This is a genomic window from Bacillus sp. FDAARGOS_235, from assembly GCF_002073415.2.
Classification (GTDB): Bacteria; Bacillota; Bacilli; order Bacillales; family Bacillaceae_G; genus Bacillus_A; species Bacillus_A toyonensis.
Genome location: NZ_CP020437.2, coordinates 1,199,794 through 1,223,292 on the forward strand (window position 1 = coordinate 1,199,794; position 23,499 = coordinate 1,223,292).

General features: G+C 34.0%; 20 protein-coding genes and 2 pseudogenes. 6 read left to right on the forward strand and 16 right to left on the reverse strand.

Going from position 1 to position 23,499, the window contains the following annotated elements:
• Positions 1-18: 18 nt before the first annotated feature.
• Positions 19-963 carry a 2-dehydropantoate 2-reductase gene (panE, locus tag A6J74_RS07740; protein WP_001221919.1) on the reverse strand — a complete coding sequence of 315 codons (945 nt, stop codon included), beginning with the start codon at positions 961-963 and terminating at the stop codon, positions 19-21.
• 174 nt (positions 964-1,137) lie between these two features.
• Here panE and A6J74_RS07745 point away from each other — a divergent pair, with 174 nt between their 5' ends.
• A complete protein-coding gene (locus A6J74_RS07745; RefSeq protein WP_000387454.1) occupies positions 1,138-2,613 on the forward strand; it encodes a hypothetical protein in 1,476 nt (491 codons plus the stop codon).
• Positions 2,614-2,811: 198 nt separating this feature from the next.
• Here the strand turns inward: A6J74_RS07745 and trhO are convergent, their stop codons facing one another.
• Positions 2,812-3,771 carry an oxygen-dependent tRNA uridine(34) hydroxylase TrhO gene (gene trhO, locus A6J74_RS07750; RefSeq protein WP_000246236.1) on the reverse strand — a complete coding sequence of 320 codons (960 nt, stop codon included), beginning with the start codon at positions 3,769-3,771 and terminating at the stop codon, positions 2,812-2,814.
• A gap of 495 nt (positions 3,772-4,266) precedes the next feature.
• Here trhO and A6J74_RS07755 point away from each other — a divergent pair, with 495 nt between their 5' ends.
• Positions 4,267-5,562 (forward strand): Nramp family divalent metal transporter, encoded by a 1,296-nt coding sequence (locus A6J74_RS07755; protein WP_001030658.1) that lies wholly within the window; start codon positions 4,267-4,269, stop codon positions 5,560-5,562.
• Between the two features lie 57 nt (positions 5,563-5,619).
• Here A6J74_RS07755 and A6J74_RS07760 read toward each other — a convergent pair whose 3' ends face one another.
• The 3 genes from A6J74_RS07760 to A6J74_RS07770 form a co-directional block, all read right to left on the reverse strand.
• Positions 5,620-6,480 (reverse strand): M23 family metallopeptidase, encoded by an 861-nt coding sequence (locus tag A6J74_RS07760; protein ID WP_000265664.1) that lies wholly within the window; start codon positions 6,478-6,480, stop codon positions 5,620-5,622.
• Between the two features lie 71 nt (positions 6,481-6,551).
• Positions 6,552-7,652 carry a sensor histidine kinase gene (locus A6J74_RS07765; protein ID WP_002105408.1) on the reverse strand — a complete coding sequence of 367 codons (1,101 nt, stop codon included), beginning with the start codon at positions 7,650-7,652 and terminating at the stop codon, positions 6,552-6,554.
• Entirely contained in the window at positions 7,618-8,316 is a 699-nt protein-coding gene (locus A6J74_RS07770; RefSeq protein WP_000414522.1) for a response regulator transcription factor, read from the reverse strand. The genes A6J74_RS07765 and A6J74_RS07770 overlap by 35 nt, the downstream gene beginning before the upstream one ends.
• 144 nt (positions 8,317-8,460) lie before the next feature.
• Here A6J74_RS07770 and A6J74_RS07775 point away from each other — a divergent pair, with 144 nt between their 5' ends.
• Positions 8,461-8,991 (forward strand): GNAT family N-acetyltransferase, encoded by a 531-nt coding sequence (locus A6J74_RS07775; protein ID WP_000483987.1) that lies wholly within the window; start codon positions 8,461-8,463, stop codon positions 8,989-8,991.
• A 165-nt stretch (positions 8,992-9,156) separates the two neighbouring features.
• On the opposite strand, the gene A6J74_RS07780 is transcribed toward A6J74_RS07775, so the two are convergent.
• From A6J74_RS07780 to A6J74_RS07820, 8 genes and pseudogenes are all read right to left on the reverse strand, one after another.
• A complete protein-coding gene (locus tag A6J74_RS07780) occupies positions 9,157-10,308 on the reverse strand; it encodes a TIGR04053 family radical SAM/SPASM domain-containing protein (RefSeq protein ID WP_002047777.1) in 1,152 nt (383 codons plus the stop codon).
• Between the two features lie 431 nt (positions 10,309-10,739).
• Complete coding sequence (locus A6J74_RS07785; protein WP_001260811.1) at positions 10,740-11,495, reverse strand: class I SAM-dependent methyltransferase; 756 nt, start codon at positions 11,493-11,495, stop codon at positions 10,740-10,742.
• Between the two features lie 394 nt (positions 11,496-11,889).
• The gene (locus tag A6J74_RS07795) at positions 11,890-13,518 is read right to left on the reverse strand and encodes a peptide ABC transporter substrate-binding protein (protein ID WP_000823488.1); all 1,629 of its coding nucleotides are present in this window, start codon (positions 13,516-13,518) and stop codon (positions 11,890-11,892) included.
• 155 nt (positions 13,519-13,673) lie between these two features.
• Complete coding sequence (locus tag A6J74_RS07800; protein WP_002047773.1) at positions 13,674-14,999, reverse strand: bifunctional S-methyl-5'-thioadenosine deaminase/S-adenosylhomocysteine deaminase; 1,326 nt, start codon at positions 14,997-14,999, stop codon at positions 13,674-13,676.
• A gap of 53 nt (positions 15,000-15,052) precedes the next feature.
• The gene (locus A6J74_RS07805; RefSeq protein WP_000342905.1) at positions 15,053-15,412 is read right to left on the reverse strand and encodes a YunG family protein; all 360 of its coding nucleotides are present in this window, start codon (positions 15,410-15,412) and stop codon (positions 15,053-15,055) included.
• Between the two features lie 27 nt (positions 15,413-15,439).
• A complete protein-coding gene (locus A6J74_RS07810) occupies positions 15,440-15,883 on the reverse strand; it encodes a GNAT family N-acetyltransferase (protein ID WP_001167038.1) in 444 nt (147 codons plus the stop codon).
• 228 nt (positions 15,884-16,111) lie between these two features.
• A pseudogene (locus tag A6J74_RS07815) lies at positions 16,112-16,796 on the reverse strand (5'-methylthioadenosine/adenosylhomocysteine nucleosidase).
• Positions 16,797-16,953: 157 nt separating this feature from the next.
• A complete protein-coding gene (locus A6J74_RS07820; RefSeq protein WP_001102585.1) occupies positions 16,954-17,877 on the reverse strand; it encodes an alpha/beta hydrolase in 924 nt (307 codons plus the stop codon).
• A gap of 205 nt (positions 17,878-18,082) precedes the next feature.
• On the opposite strand from A6J74_RS07820, the gene A6J74_RS07825 reads away from it, so the two are divergent.
• Positions 18,083-18,844 (forward strand): DODA-type extradiol aromatic ring-opening family dioxygenase, encoded by a 762-nt coding sequence (locus tag A6J74_RS07825; RefSeq protein WP_000982909.1) that lies wholly within the window; start codon positions 18,083-18,085, stop codon positions 18,842-18,844.
• A gap of 55 nt (positions 18,845-18,899) precedes the next feature.
• Here the strand turns inward: A6J74_RS07825 and A6J74_RS07830 are convergent, their stop codons facing one another.
• The 3 genes from A6J74_RS07830 to A6J74_RS07840 all read right to left on the reverse strand — a co-directional run bounded on the left by A6J74_RS07830 (position 18,900) and on the right by A6J74_RS07840 (position 21,868).
• On the reverse strand, positions 18,900-20,114 hold the full coding sequence (locus tag A6J74_RS07830; RefSeq protein WP_000179322.1) for a multidrug efflux MFS transporter: 1,215 nt from the start codon (positions 20,112-20,114) through the stop codon (positions 18,900-18,902).
• A gap of 167 nt (positions 20,115-20,281) precedes the next feature.
• Positions 20,282-21,133: a GNAT family N-acetyltransferase gene (locus A6J74_RS07835; RefSeq protein WP_000503622.1), complete on the reverse strand. Its 852-nt coding sequence runs from the start codon at positions 21,131-21,133 to the stop codon at positions 20,282-20,284.
• A gap of 18 nt (positions 21,134-21,151) precedes the next feature.
• On the reverse strand, positions 21,152-21,868 hold the full coding sequence (locus tag A6J74_RS07840; RefSeq protein WP_000236014.1) for a DUF554 domain-containing protein: 717 nt from the start codon (positions 21,866-21,868) through the stop codon (positions 21,152-21,154).
• A gap of 228 nt (positions 21,869-22,096) precedes the next feature.
• On the opposite strand from A6J74_RS07840, the gene A6J74_RS07845 reads away from it, so the two are divergent.
• Both A6J74_RS07845 and A6J74_RS30375 read left to right on the forward strand, forming a co-directional pair.
• Positions 22,097-23,200 (forward strand): CapA family protein, encoded by a 1,104-nt coding sequence (locus A6J74_RS07845; RefSeq protein ID WP_000854523.1) that lies wholly within the window; start codon positions 22,097-22,099, stop codon positions 23,198-23,200.
• Between the two features lie 52 nt (positions 23,201-23,252).
• Positions 23,253-23,478 (forward strand): annotated as a pseudogene (locus tag A6J74_RS30375) (hypothetical protein).
• The last annotated feature ends 21 nt before the right edge of the window (positions 23,479-23,499 follow it).

Consider the following 23,499-nt stretch of genomic DNA (forward strand, 5'->3'; position numbering starts at 1 on the left):
GCTATCTTTTTTATTATTTCATACATCTAATTCTATTACGGGTTTGTTAAATGTCATTTCTTCATACACCTTCAAATTTTGATATACCACTCCTAGTAATGGTGCTTCTAAAGAAAATTGTTCTGCTACATCTAGTAAGTATCCTTGCAAATGCTTCCCTTCAATAAACGAACCTTTTTCCATATCACGCTGCATAGAGGACTTCATATCATAAGAAATTTTATCAATCGTTTTCATATGTTCCTGGGCAATATTATCTTTAACTGGAGCTCCTAATACCCTCATAATTTGCACAGATTCCTCAAATAAATTTCGGATAAATTCACGTCCACCTTCACTTTCACGAATTGGTCCTATCGGTGCACGCATTAATGTTGTAACGCCTGACATGACAGTAATAAATAAATATTTATGCCACATATCTTGCGTAATATTTTCACTTAAAACAAAGCTAGCTTTCGTACCTATAAATGCTTTCGTAATACGCTTTATTCTCTCTGAATCTTGAGGCTTAATTTCTCCAAATACAAGTCTGTTGGCAGCACTAGTTTGTACAATTTCTCCTTGATCGTTTAACGTCGTCTCAATAAAGCATAAACCGCCCATTACTTTTTCCCCGCCGAATTCTTTTTGTAATAGCGATAAATGAGCGATACCATTTAACAATGGAATGATTACAGTATTTTCGCCAACAAACGGCTTCAAATCTTGAATTGCCTCGTTTAAGTGATACGCCTTTGTTGAAAATAAAATCACATCAAATGGAGAAGTTCTATCTTCTTTCGTTATCAATTTCGGTTGAAAGGAAAAATCTCCATTCACACTACGAATAACAAGTCCTTTTTCCTCTAATTGTTGTTTTCTTTTGCTGCGAACGAGAAATGTAACATCTTCTCCCTTTTCTACTAATCGGCCACCAAAAAATCCACCGACGCCACCAGCTCCTAATACTAAAATGCGCATACAACATCCCCTTTTCCTCACACAATTATACTAGTTTTAGTATACATAACATTATACATGTCCCTTGTTAAATTAGCTGAATTTTCATTCTTAATCTATTGAAAAAACAAGGTTATTTTCAAGAAAAATTGGGCATGTTGTTTCTATAGCTTATACGGAAAGGAAACAATGTAAATGGAGGCAATACAAACAATCGAAGAAAAAGATGTAACAACAGCTATATTTCAATTTATATTCCCGTTTTCGTTTAAAACTGGATATGAACAAAATATGTTCCCTTTCTTACAAAAAAATAATTTCCGTCCTTTTCGACTTGATCATCTTGAAGATGAAAATACATATTACGGGCAGTTTCAAGTTTCACATCAAAATATGGAAGCATACTATCTTTCATTTACGAATAAAATTCTTTTTCCTCATTCAGAACATCAAAAGGGACTACAGCGCTATTCTAAAGACCTTAATTTAAATGGACATTTAACAACAAATCTTATTTCCGTTCCATTCAAGATACATTCTATTGATGTAACACTTTGTCCTTATGAGCTTGGCTTCTTAACAATTCGAACAGAAGTCAAAACCGCCCCAAACATGACATTATCAGAAGCCATCGAATTTGCTTCTCGCTTCCGTGTGCTTGAAACTAGAAATGATACAACCGAGACCATTTGTATTGAATGTGATGGGAAAAAATATTCACAAGTAGAAAAACTTATATTCGGCGATTTATATCATGGCTTAACAGACTTCTTTGAGAATAAGAGGTTGCGGAGTTCATACTTTCAAACATTCCCCTTCTTTGAAGACCAACGAATGTATGTACAAACCTTATTATCTATTAACAAAAAGTCAGACCTTCATGTAGTTGATGTATATCGAGCTTCCAGTCTTTCCGGATTAACAGACGATGGTAAGCCGTATATTAGTGCAAATAATGTTCCTTATATTCACGATTATTTAACAAAGCATTCTTATCAAAGATGGGCTCCTAACCGTTATTTTATTATGGAAGAACATATTTTCACATGTATAACAAATGAAGGTGAAAAAGAAGTCACTAAACTTGCTAGTCAAATGTACGGAGAATTTTATTACGCTTTATTATTAAACCTATTTCATAAAGTTGTTTTATTAAAGATGGCGAATGCTTATGCTGAGCTAAATATTGAACAAGATACAAATGAAATAGAGAAATTAATTTATTCAATCAATTCGTTTACAGCCAATTATTTTTCTTTAGAATTAGTATCTCAATCACAAAGTGAAGATATTTTCTTCCGCTTAAGAAAACTTTTTAACATTGAAATTTTATACTCAAACGCGAAACAAAATCTTGATAGTTTGTTTAAATATCAAGAAAATGTCGCCGCTAAAAAAGATAGCCTTTTATTATTAATTTTAACGCTCTACTCTGTAGTAGGCCAAATGTTAGGTTTTACTATGATTGACCTTTTAAGAAATACAGATTCAAACAAAATATCATCTCCTCTTGAATTTTTTGCACTGTTAATAGCAATTAGCGGTATAGTCATTTCCTTTATTTTAGGTGTACAAAGTTTATACCAATGGGGTATACAGCATCGAAGAAGACAAGCGTGGGTAAAACAAACTGTACTTTCTGCTGTGAAAGAAAAAGAGGATAAAAATTAAAGACGATTCTTTTTAAATTACAAATACATGATGCGTTTCAGTAAATGAAATTTTTATCAGCGATTTTTTAAATATATCGGCGATTTTTCAGATATATCGACTTACCGACAAAAATCGACAAAAGACAGAACCTAACAATATAAAAAGGGGGCTCCAAAATAAAGTTTGGAGTACCCTTTTTTATTACACGAATTCAGCTTACTTACCTGCTTCGATTTTCTCTAATGCAGCAGCTACTTGTTCTTCCGTTAATTCATGTTGTATTACGTAGCGGTTACGTGGGCTTACACGACATTCATGAGAACATGCACGTAAATGTTTTGCTTCGTTTTCTTCAGAACATAAAATTTTCTTGTTACATTCTGGATTTGAACAGTTTACATAGCGCTCACAAGGTTCACCTGTAAAGTGGTCTTTACCAACAATAACATGTTCTTTTTGGTTTACTGGTACAGCAATACGCTCATCAAATACGTAACATTGTCCATCCCATAGCTCGCCTTGTACTTCTGGATCTTTTCCGTACGTTACAATTCCGCCGTGAAGCTGACTTACATCTTCATAGCCTTCACGAACTAACCAACCAGAAAACTTCTCACATCGAATTCCGCCTGTACAGTAAGTTAAAATCTTTTTACCCTCAAGTGTTTCTTTGTTTTCTCTAATCCAATCTGGTAATTCACGGAATGATTCAATATCTGGTTTAATTGCACCTTTAAAATGCCCTAAATCGAACTCATAATCATTTCGTGCATCAATAATAACTGTATCTTCTTGTTTCATCGCCTCATAAAAATCTTTTGGCTCTAAATATTTTCCAGTTATTTCTTTTGGATTAATATCGTCTTCTAGACGAAGTGTAACTAATTCTGGACGCGGACGTACGTGCATTTTCTTGAATGCATGGCCTTCTTCTTCATCTATTTTAAACACGATTCCATCAAAACGTGGATCATTGTTCATTGCTTCCATGTATTTCTCTGTTTGTTCTACAGTTCCAGAACAAGTTCCGTTAATACCTTCTTTTGCTACAAGGATTCTACCTTTTAATTCAAGTGAATTACAAAATTCTAAATGCTCTGCAGCGAATTCTTCAGGGTTTTCAATTGTTGTGTACATGTAATAAAGTAATACTCTATATGGTTTTGTAGTTGCCAATGTATTTCTACCACCTATCTAATTTTTAAAATCATGTATAAGTTAACGTTCATATCAAAACATATATAATAAGAAAATGTATCCAAAGTTTTATGCATCCCATTTTCTTCTCTTTATACTATTTTCTATAAGTTAACAAAAATAAAAAACAAGATTACACACCAAAACACTATGGTTATGTTGCAATCCCAATATATTATATATCATACAAATCCATTTCCATCAATTAATATGCTGTATGATAGGCTTTTTGTTCACATAAATTTCAAAAATAGCCCTTTAATTTATTATCTTCTCCTTTATTCAACGCCCATAAACTTCCAAAACATTTTTGTATTTCCACACCATTAATTGCACAAAGTCATATAATTTGCATTGAGGAAACTTTTATGTTCAAATAAAATCATCACATAACATATATAAATGTATTGAAATAATGAGTAAGAATAAATACAATAATTTCATCAAGTTAAGATTTCAAAGGGGAACACTACTATGAATAAAGATATATCAAAAGACGAACAAATCCCTTCTCCAAGTACAACTGTTCAATCAGCACATTTAGCGCTAAGCGGACAAACGAAAGGCTTAAAAAGACTATTACCATTCTTAGGGCCTGCTTTCATCGCTTCAGTCGCTTATATTGATCCTGGGAATTTCGCAACGAATATTGCTGCTGGTTCACAATATGGTTATTTATTACTTTGGGTAATTCTCGCTTCTAATTTAATGGCTGTATTAATTCAAACTTTATCAGCTAAATTAGGAATTGCTACTGGGAGCAACCTTCCTGAGATAGCTCGTGAAAATTTCCCGAGACCTGTTTCCATCGGTTTATGGATTCAAGGTGAACTTGTTATTATGGCAACTGATTTAGCTGAATTTATTGGGGCAGCACTCGGATTGTACTTGTTATTCGGAATTCCAATGTTACCAGCAGCTTTAATTACAGCAGCTGGATCGTTTATTATTCTTGAATTTCAACGCAGAGGCTTTCGTCCATTAGAAGCAATCATAACAGGGATGATTTTTATCGTTGTTATCGCTTTTGGTGTCCAGGTCTTTTATGCAAAGCCGGAATTAAGCCCTCTTCTTTCAGGACTATTTATCCCAAAATTCCAAGGCGTGGATAGTATTCTTTTAGCAGCTGGTATTTTAGGTGCGACAGTTATGCCACACGCAATATATTTACATTCCGCCTTAACACAGCGCCGTGTAGTCGGAACAAATGATGAACAAAAGAAAAAGATTTTCCGTTTCGAATTCATTGATATCATTATTGCAATGGTTATCGCTGGAGCCATTAATGCGAGTATGTTAATTGTAGCAGCTGCTTTATTCTTTAAAAACGGCTTGCACGTTGAAGACCTTGACGTCGCTTTCAACCAATTCAGTAATTTAGTCGGTCCTGCATCCGCTGCCTTATTTGGAATCGGACTTTTATCAGCGGGATTATCTAGCTCGTCTGTCGGTACAATGTCTGGTGACATTATTATGCAAGGATTCATTCGCATGCATATTCCGTTATATTTACGCCGATTTATAACAATGATTCCACCTCTAGTTATAATTGCTTTAGGTGTAAATCCAACTTATGCTCTCGTTATGAGCCAAGTTGTCTTATCGTTTGGTATTGCCTTTGCATTAGTACCGCTTATTATGTTTACAAGTAGTAAAAAGATTATGGGGGCACTCGTTAACCACCGTATAACAACTTTCATCGCTTGGATAATTGCTGCACTCGTTATCGTTTTAAATATTTTCTTACTGTATCAAACATTTATAGGGTAATGAAAAAGGGTATTCCAATCAAAAATGGAATACCCTTTTTAGTAAAATAATTCTCTTCTAATTACCTTTTACGTATGTACCTCTTTCCGGCATCAGCGCACCTTTTTTAGTTCGAAAATAAAGTGGCAAGCCTTCCGTACAAAACATACTCACCTCGGATGGATTCTCTCTTTGATGATGGATGTGTAAATGCGGCTCACTTGAACTTCCAGAGTTACCAACTTGGGCAAGAACGAAGCCTTCGTTTACATGTTGTCCTTCTTTAACTTTAATTGACCCTTTCTTTAAGTGAGCGAGAATCAAAAATGTCCCTGTTTCATCTAACCGTAAATAAATATGATTCCCAGCCATTGACTGAAAATCATCTGATCCTGGAACTAAATCTTTTTCATCATTATTAACTGATACAACTGTTCCAGAAGCTGGCGCCATTACTGTCACTCCGTATATTCCATAATCCTCTAACTTACTACTTTTCACTTCAGCAGGTGGAATGAGAATATCATATGCCCATCTTTCATTTGGTTTTATCACATGATAATTCTTCTCTAGGCGATCACCACCCCACCCTACTAACGCCCGCTCATTCAAAGGAAAACGAACGACTATTTTAGGACTCGTAGACTGTACATCTGCTGGGTATGCAATTCTCCCAATGTTAGCGAACCACCCGACAGGCCAAGCTCCAATGATAGAGAACAGAACTATTAAAAGTAGCATTCTATCTATTCGCTTTCTAAAGATGCCTTTCCAAGCAAACATTACTATTGAGCCTATCAAAACAAAAATCGAAACTACGCTAAATGCTTGTATCCACCACCAAACAACGACTGATATAATACCATGAGCTAAATAAACTACACTCCAACTTATAATTAAAAAAGAAACTATAATTGCTAACAAACTTTTCTTCCACATGCTGTATCCCTACTCTCATATCTTTGTTCTCAATGATACGAAGTAAAAATTACGGCATATGAAAGAAATACTTACGACTTTCTTACTTTTTTATACTGTGGTAATTTCACAGTGAAAATTGTTTCTTTATCGTTACTACATACAGTTATATCTCCTTTATGGAGCTGAGCTATACTTCTCGAAATTGCAAGTCCCATTCCTTTCCCACCCGTATGAGAGCTACGTGATTTTTCACCACGATAAAACTTCTCAAAAACGTAAGGAAGACTCTTTGTCGGAATACATTGTCCAAAATTTTTAATTTCTACTTCAACATTCCTTTCTCTTTGGGAAATTTGAATTGAAATTTCTTTTCCATCTTTCCCGTACATAATGCTATTACTAATTATATTTTCAAATAGTCTCACTATAATCGCTACATCAATTTTTACATATAGCTCTTCATTACTTTTAATATAAAAACTCATATTGGCATCATCTAACTGTGGTAAAAAATCAATCATGACCTGTTCAATTAATGCTTTCATATCTACTACATTTTTATGTAATTCAATCTCTCTATAGTTTATTTGACAGTATTCTAATAAATCTTCAACTTGATTTTTTAATTCATAACTTTTTCGCTTTAATATGCTTACATATTGTCCACATTCTTCTCCATGTGAATGAAGCTTATTTCCTAGTAAGTCCGCATAACCAATTAGAGATGTTACAGGCGTTCGTAAGTCATGTGAAATATTACTAATCATTTCATTTTTCATTTCCTGTGATTTTTTTTCATTTTCAATAGACTCTTTTAAACTTTTGGCCATTCTATTGACATTCGTCGCTAACTCACCAATCTCATCGCTTTTCGAAATAGGTATATGTATTTCCAAATTACCATTGCTTATTTCCTTCACATTCTTATTGATCTCATTCAATCTTTTTATAGTTGTCTTTGTCAGTAATGCAAAATATATAGTGGTTAACAGCAGAAAAAACATAAAATAAAAAAACGAATATTTTTCTTCTAGCGCGACAACGTCACTATATATACTTCCAAATAAAATTTGAACTAATATGATACTTACCGTAGCTAACAGAATGCTACATATAAATGCAAAAAAGAATTTAGCTCTAATTCCTTGTAATGATTTAATCTCCAATTTTATACCCGACTCCCCAAACATTTTGTATAAACCTCGGTTCTTTTGGATTCTCTTCAATTTTATTTCTTAATCTCGCAATATGAACCATTACCGTATTATTGCTTTCATAGGCCCTTTCATTCCAAACACTTTCATATATTTCTTCAATCGTAAACACACGGTTCTTTGCAGCTGCCATTAAGTGCAAAATATCATATTCAGTTTTTGTAACATTAATTGTTTGTCCATATATCTTTACTACTCTAGAAATTTCATCTATTTCTAAACCTTTAATGTTTATTTTCTTTTCCATTACTTGGACAGCAATTTGATTAAAATATGTATACCTTCTTAATTGAGCTTTCACTCTTGCTATAAATTCAATTGTACTAAACGGCTTCACAATATAATCATCTGCCCCAGTACTAAATCCAATTACTTTATCTACATCCGATGATTTTGCGCTTAAAAACATAATTGGTAAACTATATTTCTCTCTAATCCTTCTACACAGTTCTATACCATCCATTTGAGGCATCATAATATCAAGAATAGCAAGTTGAATACTGTTATTATTTATTATCTCTAATGCCTCTTCTCCGTTATGAGCACTAAAAACAGTAAAACCTTCTTGCGTTAAATTCACATTAATAAATTGAACAATATCTAGATCATCATCTACAATTAATATTGAGTTTTTCTCCATTTCTAAACCTCTTTTTTGAAATATATTCCACATCCCATTTTAACATAAATCAAACCTACCCTTTCATCTTGAATAATCTTTATTTTCAGTTTAAATTATATAATAACAAATGCATTCTAGTTTCATAAGAAATGGAGTGAAAATATGTTTCCTATATTAAAAACTGACCGACTCATTTTGCGAGAACTTACGGAAAAAGATGCACCGGGTATACTACAATGCTTTTCTAATACTGATGTACTGCGCTATTATGGCCAAAAACCATTACAGAATGTAGATCAAGTAAAGCAAATTATTAATAATTTCAAGTTGAGTTACAATGCAAGAAACGGTATAAAATGGGGCATCGAATTAAAAGATAAAAAAGAACTCATTGGAACAATTGGTTTTCACGATTGGTCTTCTGAGCATAAACGAGCAAATATAAGTTATGCCTTTCTCCCTGAACACTGGGGAAATGGCTATGCTACGGAAGCAGTTTCTGAGGTTATATCATACGGTTTCCACACGCTTCATTTAAAACGTATTGGTGCAATTGTCTTTCTTGAAAATGAAGCTTCAAATAAGGTGCTATTAAAATTAGGTTTTGAAAAAGAAGGCGTTCTAAAAAATTATATGTATCAAGATGATATTCCATATGATACGAATTTTTATGCTTTATTAAAATCGGTTTAATAGAATTTATGTGTGAAGAATTCGTATCCGTACAACGGATCCAAATAGTAGATTTTTAATGAGGGATGGAAAAAAACGATCGGTTTTCATTTCTTAGATTATCGTACGATTGATGCGAAGTACAATACATTATAAAATCTAAAAAAACGGGAAATGAGCAAACTTTTACTTATTTCCCGTTTTTACGTTCTTTTTCTGTTTTCGCAATGCTTTTGGAATGTATACACAGAAAGGTTCGCTTTCCATGTAATCCCCCGTCATCGCATATGCTCTAGAACGAGATCCCCCACAAACATATCGAAACTCACAAACACCGCACTTTCCTTTATACTTGTCCGGATTACGAAGGTTTTGAAAAACAGGGGAGTTTCGATAGATTTCAGCTAGTGCTGTCGTTCTAATATTCCCGGTTTTAATAGGCAATAATCCACTTGGATATACATCTCCAATATGAGAAATAAATACAAAACCGTTTCCGTCATTCACCCCTTTTGGAGCACGACCAAGCCCATCAATTCGCCCTGTCGTCCCATTCATCAATACATCCTGATATTGAATGATCTGATTTGTCTTGTTATTTTCTTTCATTTTTTCTTGAAGCACAACCCGTCTATAGTGCTGACCAGCTGTTGTTTTAATATCAAAAGAAACCTTTTTACTAAGCTTATATAGCCAATGGAATACCCTTTCATGTTGGGCTGGTGAAATCATATCTTTTTCCTTACCTCGTCCTGTTGGAACTAAGAAAAATATACTCCAAAGTACACATTTTAATTCTTCTATTAACATTGCCATTTCTTTAAGTACATCCACATTATATTTAGAAACAACAGTATTAATTTGAATAGGAATTTTTAATTCATGCAAATAACGAATGGAATTCATTGTTAATTGAAATGATCCTTCTGTCCCTCTAAAATGATCGTGTATTTCAGCTGTTGGTCCATCTAAACTAAATGCCCATCTAGCAAGTCCCACTTCTTTTGCTTTTTGAATCGTTTCTTTCGTCACGTTTGGAGTGGCACTTGGCGTCATAGAAACTCGAACACCTTTTTTCACTGCATATTCCGCGATATCATATACATCTGGACGCATTAATGGATCTCCACCAGTAAATACAAGCATTGGATTTTCCATTTCATATATATCATCAATTAGTTTTCTTCCTTCTTCGAATGTTAGCTCTAGAGGATGACGATGATACTGTGCTTCTGCACGACAATGCAGACATTTTAATTGACATGCCCTTGTTAACTCCCATATCACAATAAACGGATTTTCATTAAAATCACGATTAATCAAGATTAACCCTCCCATCAATTGATATTCTAATTGTAAAGTTATATATGTATTTATGGTGTGAGATGTATCACAAATAAAAATCTTCAGTCATAATAATGCCCCTATACTGCTATTAATCTAATGTTTCTACCTTCCTCTTCAACAATCACAAAAGCTCTTTGTTAAAAATATAAACACCCCTTTAGACTAAATGATCTAAAAGGGCAAAGCTTCACAACTTTTTATAAACATCGCGGCTTTCTTCAACAGATTTTTTTTAGTTAGAAGACTTAAATTGTAAAAGGTCATAAAAAATAAAGGACGATACATATTATGCATGAATAATATGTATCGCCCTTTTAATTGTTGTTCAACAATCGCTCCCGTTTGTTGAAGATCTTAATTAGTACATGATAATCTACAATTCAAATAGGCACTTCGATTAAAGTCCCTTTATGTCCGGTTGTTTAGACATTTCCTAGATAGCTTCGCGTCATGTTTTGAAGAACAATTTTTCCATTCTTACTATGTTTTTCGAATAACTCTGACAGGAGAAAAACAAATTTTTTATATTCTTCTTCATCCTTTTTCGGAGCATAGGACGCTGATAAATTCCTTCCCAAAAAACCTTCATAATCAAAAAGTAAATCATTTTGATACGCTTTAAACTCATACTTTCCATCCTTAAAAAAGGTGTTAAATACTTCGGGAGTTTCCTCTATTCCATCGCTAAACCCTTTGAAAGTCGGGCAGGTTTTCTGGCAAATTTCTGCATTCTCTTTCATAATCGAACTAGTTAAATCTCTACTATTCCAAACGAGAGCAACATTTGCCTTTTGTTTCAAGATTCGTTGGCATTCCATTTTGAAAGCTGCTTTATCAAACCAATGAAATGCTTGAGCAACAGTTACTAAATCCACACTATGCTCTTTTAAAGTGGTATTTTCAGCTGTTGCTTTTATTGATTGAAAACGAGCATATAGTTTTAACGATTGCTCAGCCATCTTTCTCATGTCATCATTTGGCTCAACTCCAATAACCTTTAAACCTCTTTCAAGCAACTGGTGGCTAAATATCCCCGTACCTGAACCAATATCAGCCACAATTCGGTCCTCTTTCAGTTGGTTAGCCGAAAACAAATAATCAATATATGCATTAGGGTAATCGGGGCGATATTTCGCATATATATCGGCCTTGTCGTTAAAATTTCCTGTTGTTCTCAAAGTACTACCTTCTTCCCCACGATATTATGTACAGAAATAGGAATTAAATAATTAATTCCAGCTTCAATCTCTAAGTCTACAACTTAAGAATACAGCCAAATGGATCTACCTTAGTTCCAATATGAATCCCCGTTAATATACCCTAATTTTTTAATAACTGACCAGTTTCTCAGTATTAAAAGTAAGAAATTGAGCTTTTTTCTTAGCTATTTAATTTCGTTTACTACTAACTTCTTTTTACTTAAATAAACTGCTCAATCTGATTTTTTTGCAACTTTTTGTGAATACGTAACAACAATTACGCATTCATCTTTTTTATGTGCTGGCAACAACCCTAAAGGGTTTCCCAACACTCTGTAAAAAAACCTTACTTTTAAAAGTAAGGTTTTTTTATTTACTTCTTATCAACATAAGCATTCTTATAAGTATAAACGCCACCAAATTGATGTTTTGCAATTCCTTTTACATAATCCTTTTGTACATAAGCTGAACCAAGATGATAAAGCGGTGCCACGGCAGCGTCTTCTAATAAGACCTGCTCAGCCTCTCGCAACGCTTCCCATCGTTTCTCCGGATCAAGTACAAAATCATTTTTTGCTTTCCTTATTAAATCATCGTAATGAGAATTCGAGTAACTCATTTTATTATTCGGATTCCCCGTCGTAAATAACTCTAAATAATTAATTGGGTCTTTATAGTCAGGTCCCCAATTTGCCATCGTTATATCGTAATCACCTGTTTGTTCTAACTGTAACTTTTGCTTAAATGGCTGCTGTTTAATTTGTAACGTTAATCCATTCAAATTCTTTTCTAAATCACCTTTTATATATTCTGCCATACGTTTTGCATTATCTTGTTCAAACGTTAAAAACCCGAGGTTTACTTGCTCTACTCCAAGCTCTTTTTTCGCTTCTTCCCAAATCTTTTGCGCATTTTGCAAATCATATGAAGAAATATTTCCGTTTTCTTTTCTAAAATCTTTGCCAGTCTCTTCATTCATATGACCAACTGGTACAAGTCCATTTGCAGGTTTTGCCCCGTTATTAATAAAGTGAGCAACAAAATCATCTTTATTTAATGCTAATGAGATAGATTGACGTACTTTTTTATTGGCTAACGCATTATTTTTCTCATTAAAACGTAGCATAGCGATTCCAGGATCACTTGACATATGTAATTCCTTATTCCCTTTATACTTGTCTACAACTTGAGAATTAATAGGTACTCGATCCAAATCGCCGGCCTCATATAAATTTACAGCCGTCATTGTATCCTTTACAATATGAAAATTTATTTCGTCTAATTTCACTTTCTTTTGATCCCAATATGTAGCATTCTTCTTTAATTGGAACTCTTGTTCATGTTTCCATTTTTCTAATACAAATGGGCCGTTATATATGAGATTACTAGGTTCCAATCCGTATTTATTTCCTTGTTCTTTCAAAAATGATTCATGCTGTGGTAAGTATATAGGCAGTGCTAACAACTGTAAAAAATACGGAATTGGCTGTTCAAGTTCAACCTCTAACTTATAATCATTTATAACTTTAACCCCAAGTTCATCAAGTGACATTGTTCCCTTATTTATTTCTTTCGCATTTTTCACATGAAAGAACATGTCCGCATATTGAGATGCCGTTTGCGGGTTAACTGCACGTTTCCATGCAAATATAAAGTCATTTGCTGTTACATTGTCTCCATTTGACCATTTTGCATCTTTACGCAAATCAAATGTATATTTTTTACCATCTTCACTTCTTTTAAACGATTTTGCTACTGCTGGAATAGGATGATCTTGATCATCTAGCACATACAACCCTTCAAATATGTTTTGCATAACGTGTGATGATGTCCCATCCATCGTTTTTGCAGTATCAAGTGAAGGAATTTCTTCTGATACTGTTACATTTAACACTTGTTTTTTAGCCTCTGCATCACTTTTATTCGCTTTATTATTACAAGCTGTTAAAAATAAAGATGTAATAATTGCCATTACCATTAAATGGCTCTTTTTTCGCTTCATGAATTGTTCTCCTTAAAAATAAAATATTATAAACGTTATATATTATAACAGAAATATTAACAGAAAGATGCGACATTATATTGAATATTTATTCGCTCAAGAAAAAAGCTGTCCTTTTTAAAAAAGGACAGCTTTTTCAAACAACTTGCACATACCTATCTTTGTAAACCTCGTTTATAACGACTTGCTTCAAATATAATACGCTCTTCATCTAACGTTTTACATTCACCATTCCAAACGACACGTTTTCCGTTAATAATTACATCACTTATATCTTTTCCACTAGCTGCATATACAAGGTGTGATAACACTTCATCAGCTGGTTGTAAATGCGGTTTATTAGACGGATCAATCGCAATAAAATCAGCACACTTTCCAACCTCAAGTGATCCAGTTTGTTTCATACCAATTACTTCTGCAGCTCCTTTTGTCGCTAGAGAAAGAGCAGTTTCTACTGGCAATGCTGTTGCGTCTTGATGAATACCTTTTTGTAATAAAGTTGCAATGCGCATTTCTTCAAACATATCTAAATTATTATTAGACGCAACACTATCTGTTGCAATCCCTACTTTAATTCCTGCTTCTAGCATCGCTTTCACATTCGCTATACCAGAACCTAGTTTTAAATTACTATTCGGATTATGAGCTACTCGAACATCATGTTCTGCTAAAAATGCACGCTCATTTTCATTTAATACTACACCATGCGCAATAACTGTTGGGCGTTTAAACAATCCGCAACTTGCTGCATATTCTACCGGACGTTTTCCGTACTGCGCTTCAATATCACGTACTTCACGCTCTGTTTCCGAAAGGTGAATATGAACCATAGTTTGATTTTCTACTGCAATACGTGCGCACTCTTCTAACAGTTCTGTGGAACATGTATATGGACTATGTGGTGCAACCATCGTAGTTAACATTCCACTTTCGTTATAATAACGCTTCACATATTTCTCAGCTTCTTCAATTGCTTTCTTTTCATCTTCTTTCGTTCCAAAGCTAAATAAAGTTCTTGAAACAGCAGCGCGCATTCCACTCCTTGATACCGTCTCCATAATTGCATCTTGATCTACTCCAATTGGATTAAACATATCAGAGAATGATGTCGTACCACTTTTCACCATTTCAAGTAATCCTAATTCCGTACTAGCGACCGCAAGCTCTGGAGTAAACTGACTTTCAAGTGGCCAAATTCTCGTCTCAAGCCACGGCTGTAATAACATATCATCGCCAATACCTCTTAAAAGGCTCATTACAACGTGTGTATGTGTATTTACAAGCCCTGGTAAAACCCACTTTCCTTTCATGTCAATTACTTCATCTACTTCAAAATCATTAGCGAATTCTCCGCTCTTTACATCTATAATTTGATCATTTTCTACAATGATATATCCATTTTCTATCACTTCGTTTTGTTCATTCATCGTTACAATTGTAGCGTTTACATAAGTTGTTTTCAAAAGTATTTCCCCTTTCAACTCTATGAAGTTCCCTTTAATAAGTTACCACCATTATAGTAACTTATTAAAGATTAAGAGTCAAAAGATAATTTGAATTCTTTCGTTATTTTTCCCTTCAAAATGCTATATTGTTTTTCATTTGTATCTGCAAATGCTTCTTCCCGATTTGATTCCACATCCAAATAATTCAGGTTTTCATTGAATTGAGCCTCTGTAAAATCAAACCTCTGTCCATCTATAAAGTTATAAAAATGCCACACGCCCCCTATTTTTGTCTTTTTAATTTTCCCTCCACATATATCTTGAACGACTAGAGCCGTTACACCACACTGTCCCTTTGCTGGATTTTCAATTGTCCACTTTGAACTTGTTTCAATCGACCACGATTTTATTAGTGCTTCATATATTCTTTTTTCCTTTACATCATCCATTCTAATCTTCCCCTACTATTAGTAGTTTTACACATCATATTTCAAAAGAGGCAGTAAACGACCCTTAAAGACAGTTGATGGTGTCTCTCCTATTAACTGTGCTCCCATTTTCAAGTAATATCCTTTTGCATTCGGATCACTATCAATCGTAAAACTTTTTAATCCTAGTTCATTGGCTTTTTCTATTACATACTCCCAAAGTATTTTCCCGTAACCTTTTCCTTTGTAATCAGGATGAATGTACAAAAAATCGAGAGCTTTATCATTACGTAAAAATGAGAAAAAACCAATCTTCGCATTATCGTTTTCTAAAACATATACAAAATTATTTTTTATGTATTCTTCTGTAATTGTTAAATCTTCCTTACAAGCAAATATGAATTCTTCACTATAATCCCACGTTGCTTTTGATTGTAGTGCGAATTCACTTAATTCATTTGCTTCTGCTAATGCAGCTTCTCGTATTTGCATAGTTTATTTATCCCCTCTTTTATTACTTGTAGTTCTATTTTCACATTCCATAGTAAAATACGATACTTTACAATTATTCTATAAATATCTTTACTATCCCTCGCTGCAATACTTACATCTCCACGCATTTAGTTCATAAAATAAAAGCGAACACTCAACTACAGAGCAGTATTACACGTGCTTCTTATAGTTCAGTACTCGCTTTTTCTCAAAGTAGAGCTATGTCTTTTACAACGATTCTAGTAACTTTTTAACAAAATGAATGGAATGATGTGAAACTGAAACACAATTATCTTCAAATACTTCAATACCAGACGCTTCTTCTGTATCTGTTATAGATCTAAACTGCTATAAATGGAATCGTATTGGCATAACAAACGTGAGCTATACTTGCTGTTTCCATATCTACACAAAGTGGGTTGTATGTAGAAATTATTTCTGTACGGCCACTCTCACTTATAAAAGCCTCTCCAGTAACTATCTTTCCGAAATAAACATTTTGGGTAAATTGATTGTTCTCGATTACTGCTCGGCTTAATTCAAGAAGTTTACTATCCGTTTTAAAATATACACTTTCCATCCATGGATGATATTCAGTTAATATTCCTTCATCCACGTCGTGATACGCAATTTCTGTTGAAATGACTGTATCTCCAATTTTTAATACTTTATCGATTGCTCCTGCAACACCTGTTACAATAATATGCGTCACATTAAACTTATCTATTAATATTTGAGCTGCAATAGCTGCATTAACTTTACATACACCACAATATAATGCAACAACTTCTACATTTTCATATGTCCCACTATGAAACGTTAACATCGCAAGATTCGTTATTTTTTTATTAGACATATCTTCAATAAAAGGCATAATTTCATCTTCTGATGGCCCAATAATTCCAAATTTCATACACTCGTCTCCTCACTAAATTTATATATAAAACTTATATAGGCATTCAATCGATCTTCAAATATATATAGCCGCTACGCAAACTCCATTAGCGACTATCCGTACTATCTATAAATATAAGCCCGAACTACAAACAGTTTGGGCTTAGCTTTCATTCTCATTTATTATGCGCATCTAACCAAGAAATTAAATCTTTAAACACTTCATCTCTATTCACTTCATGGAACATTTCATGTCTTCCATTTTCATATAAACGTAGTGTAACATCTTTCACACCACATTTTTTATAGTTTTCATAAACTTCTTTTACACCTTTTCCCATATCTCCAACAGGATCACGATCACCAGAGAATATATGTATTGGAAGATGTTTTGGCGTCTTCTTGTATTCTTCTAGTTTATTTACTTCTAATACACCAGAAAACAGTTCTCTATAAAAACTCGTCGTACAAATGAATCCACATAACGGATCCGCGATATATTTATCAACTTGATTTATATCTGAAGATAACCAATCAAATTTCGTACGATTTGGCTTAAAGTTCGAATTGAAGTTTCCGAAAGATAAAAAGTTTAGCACTGGACTTTTCGTTTTTGCCCCACGCAATTTCATTTCGATTGTTGCTACTTTATGACCAATAGCCCCTAAAAGCCCTGGATTTCCACCTGTTCCTGAAATCAGAAATCCATCATATAGTTCACCCCTAAGTTGTACAGCACGTCTTGATAAAAAAGAACCCATACTATGTCCTAGTAAAAACAAAGGACTTGACTGCTCTTCTTTTATCCTTTCTGAAACAAAGATAACATCCGATACAACTTGATTCCACCCTATATTTGGTTCAAAATGACCATAATCTTCTTCTTTTTTTACTGTTTTCCCATGTCCTTTATGATCATGCGCATAAACACCATACCCTGCTTCCAATAAAGCATCTACAAATTCTGTATACACCCCTGCATGCTCTGTCATGCCATGTGCAATTTGAATAATTCCTCTCGGATCTCCTTCTGGTAACCACTTACGCAAATAAATTTCCGATCCATCCAATGCCGTAACGAAACTTTCCTGTACGTTCATTTCGTCAGCCCCCAACTCTATTATGTATCTCAAAATAATGAATATCCGTTCATTATTCTTATTATGTATTATATGCAATTGCTTTCATTATGACAAATACTGTACTTTTCCGATTAGCTATCAAACTATTATGTTGACGAATAACCAATAAAATTATATAGTTACTTACATAAAGTAATTATTATATTTTTAGGAGGTTTCTATTATGATGCCATCACTATTTTTAGCACATGGTTCACCAATGCTTGCTATTCAAGATACAGACTATACACGATTTTTAAAAACACTTGGAGAAACATATAAACCGAAAGCAATTGTTATTTTCACTGCTCACTGGGAAAGTGAAGTATTAACGATTTCCTCATCAGATAACGAGTACGAAACAATTTATGATTTTGGAGGTTTTCCCCCTGAGTTATACGAAATCAAATATCGTGCGAAAGGCTCTTCTAGCATTGCATCTATGTTAGAAACAAAATTTAAGAACAAAGGTATTTCAGTCCATCATAATATGACGAGAGGTTTAGATCATGGTTCATGGACACTCTTGCATCGCATGTATCCAGAAGCAAATATTCCTGTCGTACAAATATCAGTCAATCCCTTCCTTCCTGCAAAAGAACAATTTGAGATTGGAGAAGCACTTAAAGGACTTGGACAAGAAGATATTTTAGTAATCGGGAGTGGCGTTACCGTTCATAATTTACGAGCCCTGAAATGGAATCAAACTACACCTGAAAAATGGGCAATTGAATTTGATGACTGGATTATGAAACATATGCAGAATAACGATAAAGATGCATTGTTTAATTGGGAGAAAAATGCGCCTCATGCACAATTAGCAGTACCAAGAGCAGAACATTTTGTTCCTTTATTTATCGCTATGGGCAGTGGTGAAAGTGACGGAAAAGTCATTCACCGTAGTTACGAGCTTGGTACATTAAGTTATCTTTGCCTTCAATTTTAAAGAAAAAGGATGAAGCATTCATTGCTTCATCCTTTTTTCTATTTCATTCACTTAGTTAACTAACTTCCAAATGTTGTTTCTCTGATACCTCTTCGTTCTTATTATGAAAATAAACCCAAATGCATGCAATAAATAATAGTGATGATGTAGAGAAGAAAACATATTGGAAGCCTGCATGAGCTGCAATTTGCCCCCCAAGCACTGGACCAATCATATTTCCTAAAAACTGAAACGACTGATTATATCCAAATATTCGTCCCGTTACATGGGTTGGCGTATGTTGTTTTAGTAGAGTTTGTACGGAAGGTAATAATCCTGCTTGTGCGATACCTAATAAAAATCGAAGAATTAATAGTTGCCAAGCTGAGGTTACAAATGCTTGCGGGATAAAGATAATCCCTGCAGCAAACAATGCTACTACTAATGTTTTTTGAGGACCGATATGATCTGATAATCTTCCTAATTTAGGCGCTGCCAAAATAACTGCTAATCCTGTCGCAGACATAACTGCCCCTGCAATCATTTCGATATGAGCTGTTCCTGGTCCTTCCAAATTCTTTACGTACAATGTAATAATAGGTTGAATTGACATATTGGCAAGTTGAATAATAAATGTTGTTACAAATAAACTAATAATTACATGCTTTGCTGGGACCATCGTCCATACTTTTTTTTGCTGTACCTTTTTTGCTTGAGCAGAGTGATTTTCTTCATGTAGGAAGAAAAAGACGATGAGGAAGGAAAGGAATAAGAAAGCTCCTGTAACAAGAAAGACATGACGCATTCCAATTAACTCAGACAAATAACCGCCTAGTAATGGTCCGAGTAATGAGCCGCTCACGCCCCCGGTTGAAATTGTGGAAATTGCCCAACCTGAATGCTCTTTCGGAGTTTCTGCTGCAATAAATGTCATTGCGGTTGAAAGGAAACCAGATACTGCTCCCATCAAAAATCTAAGTGCGACTAGTTGATACACATCCGTTACAAACCCCATAAGCGTCATAATAACCGCCATACCAAGGCTAGCACGTATAAGCATCAATTTCCGTCCATGTATATCACCAAGCTTTCCCCATATTGGTGATACGATCGCACCCATTAAAAATGTTACACCAAATGCAAGTCCCGACCACTGTGCAATACTCGAAGTGCCAGTCACTCCTAATTCCTCAATATAAAAAGATAAGAAAGGAATTACTAAACTCATACCGGCTGCAGTGGTAAAACAACCTAGCCAACAAATCATTAAATTTCGTTTCCAGCTGGCCATTTTCACACCTTCTTTCATTCGATACCCATTCTACACCTTTTCTTGTAAAAAGTTTAGTAATTTGATTTAGACGTAATATTCATTACAAAAGCCGCTATTTCCTAGCAAAAACCATGTAAATTCCACATTTTTTTCATAATAAAACCAACTCCCCTATATGGAGTTGGTCAATTATCTTCTAGCGGTATTAAACGAGCATTGCAACTTCTCTCATAAAACTCAATCGGACCTGCTTGTCCAATAATTGCATATTCATATCCGTCTTGCTTCATATTATATAAACAATGATGCAACAATTCTTTCCCTACACCTTTCACACGATTTCGTTTCGCTGTCCCCATCGGACCAAATAGTCCTTTCTTTCCCCTGACTACATCATAACAAGCGAAACCTACTATCACTTCACCCTGCTGTGCAATATAAATAGGTACCTTTTCTTTATATGTTTGAAACCCATAATCTATCGACTGTAACCAGCGTTCACCAAATTTCCACGTAACAAAACGTACTAATGTTTCAAAATCAACAGAGCTAGCTCTTCTAACATTACAAGATAATTTATTATAAATGGGATCAAAGCATTTTAAATCCACCGCCAAATCTCTTGGTTCAGCTATAATACGTAACACATCTTTTTGTATTTCTTTGTTTATAACTTTTTCACTCACTATACCTAAACGAAATAATGCATATATTACATGTCCTTCATTTATTAATACTTGCTGAAAACGTTCCATACGTTTCTTCGCTATTTGCAAAATTTCTAGCGTTTTATTAGCTAATTTATATTGTTCTATTTTTATGTACTCTATTTCATATTGTTCTTGTAAAGAAAGTTCTTCTAAAAAATCCGTGCCAACTTTACGAAACAAATACATATATAACTCTGCGCACACTCCTGTACCTTCTTTACACATGCCGATAAAAAGATGAACTGGTTGAATTATATTATATTTAGTCTCTTTTGCCGCAATCTCCAGTATTTTATGAACACGTTTTGTAAATTGGAATTCCCCCATATGTATCTCCATCCTCAACTACTTTACTAACAAACCGTAACCATAAATAATTGAAACAATTATTCCAACTACCAATATACCTGGAAGTAAATTCGCTACTTTAATTTTAATAAATCCAAGTAAGTTTAATCCAATGGCGAATATCATAATGCCGCCCGTAGCTGTCATTTCCACTATAAATTGATTCATTAATTCTTTCGGGACAAAACTATTAATCTGTGTTGCAAAAATGGCAATAGCACCTTCATATAAAATAACTGGAATCGCTGAAAATACTACGCCGATTCCTAGAGTTGTCGTTAATATAATCGAAATGAATCCATCGATAATCGCCTTTGTGAATAAAATATTATGATTTTCGCGAATTCCACTGTCCAATGCACCAAGTATCCCCATCGCGCCAATTGCAAAAATAAGCGTCGCTGTTACAAACCCTTCTGATATACTCCCTTTCCCCTTCGATCCAACTTTATTTTCTAACCAATCTCCTAACAGTTTTAACTTTTCTTCTAATTGTAACCATTCCCCAATTACAGTACCAATAACTAAACTTAGAATCACAACAAGAAAGTTTTCACTTTTTAATGCCATTTGAAGGCCAAGTACAGTTACCGCTAAACCGATTGCATGCATAATTGTTCCCTTCATACTTTCTGGAATCTTACTAAATAATTTACCAAGTAAAGTACCGAATATAATACAAATGCCATTTACAACTGCCCCTAATATAACCATTTCTCATTCTTCACCTTTCGAATTCTTTATTTCTATATTTTGGTTTACACATTGATTTACAAGTTATCTATATGTTAACTTAATATTGAGAATATTAACAAATGAATTTCACTACTATAACCCGTTTTTTTGTAACTATACATATTTCAATAACTACCTTTAGTGGATTCATTTTAATCTAAATGCGGAAGTTTTCAATAACGGGATAAACTCAAAAGGAAGGTATATATGAAAACTTTACTAAAACGATTTCTGTTAATAGCCTTTTGTATTACACCAATTGTTGTATTAATCAACTACTCTTTTATTTCAAAAGCGAAAGACAAACCCGATTTGCAAAGCAAATCTAGTAAAACAGTTACAAAAAGCAAAAAGAAAATAGAAGACCCGGAAATTACACTCACTTTCTCTGGTGATACAATGTTCGATTGGCAATTACGTCCTATTATCGAAAAAAACGGGGCTGATTATCCATTCCAACATGTAAAAGAAGAAATAACAAAAGCAGATATTTCCTTTGTTAATTTAGAGTCGGCCTTTACAACGAGAGAAAAGAAAGCACCTGGGCAATTGTTTTGGATTAAAAGTGATCCATCTACACTACAAGCCATTAAAAACACTGGATATGACATCGTAAATATTGGGAATAACCATACACTTGATTATGGGCAAGATGGATTATTAGACACTATCTCTCACGTAGAAAAATTAAAGTTCCCTTACATCGGGGCCGGAAAAAATGCAAAAGATGCATATACTGCACGAGAAATGACCGTAAAAGGGAAAAAGTTCAAATTTCTTTCCTTCGTTCGATTTATGCCTGATTCTAATTGGGTAGCTGGTGACAATAAACCTGGCGTTGCGAACGGATATGATTTAAATCTTGTAACTAAAACAATTAAGGAGCAAAAACAAGATGCAGACTATTTAATCGTCTATATGCATTGGGGCGTTGAAAAATCAAATCGTCCAGTAGAATACCAAAAACAATATGTACCTAAAATGGTTGAAGCAGGTGCTGACGCTATTGTCGGAAGTCACCCGCATTGGTTACAAGGGTTTGAGTATTATAATAAAGTTCCTATTGCTTACTCATTAGGTAACTTTTTGTTCCCGAGTTATGTGAATGGAAAAAGTGCAGAAACTGGCGTCTTAACTTTAACTTTTAAAGGAAAGGATGTCCAAATGTCATTTAACCCTTACATCATTCGTAATAACCAAGTTTCCCCAGTAAATGAAGAAGAAAAGAAAAAAGCTCTACAATATTTACAAACGGTTTCAACTGATGTAGAAATTGATAGTACTGGAAAAATAATAAACACACGTAACTAAACAGCACGAAATCTATTTCTCTGTAACAAATACTACAGAATAGGTGATAGACATGCTGAAAGACTTGTTAGAAAATATAAGTTTGTTAGAAAACGTATATAAAGTATCTATAGCAATCCTGCTTTTATGCTCCTTTTTTCTGTTAGACTACTAAAAAAATAAAGGGAGAAAGAAAACTTTCTCCCTTTGAATTTTCATTGTACATAATCATTCGTATCGCGATATATTTTTGGTTAACTAGCTTTCTCCTTCATGAATTTGGAGAGTATTTCGTTTAACTATAAAAAGATAGAACAAGT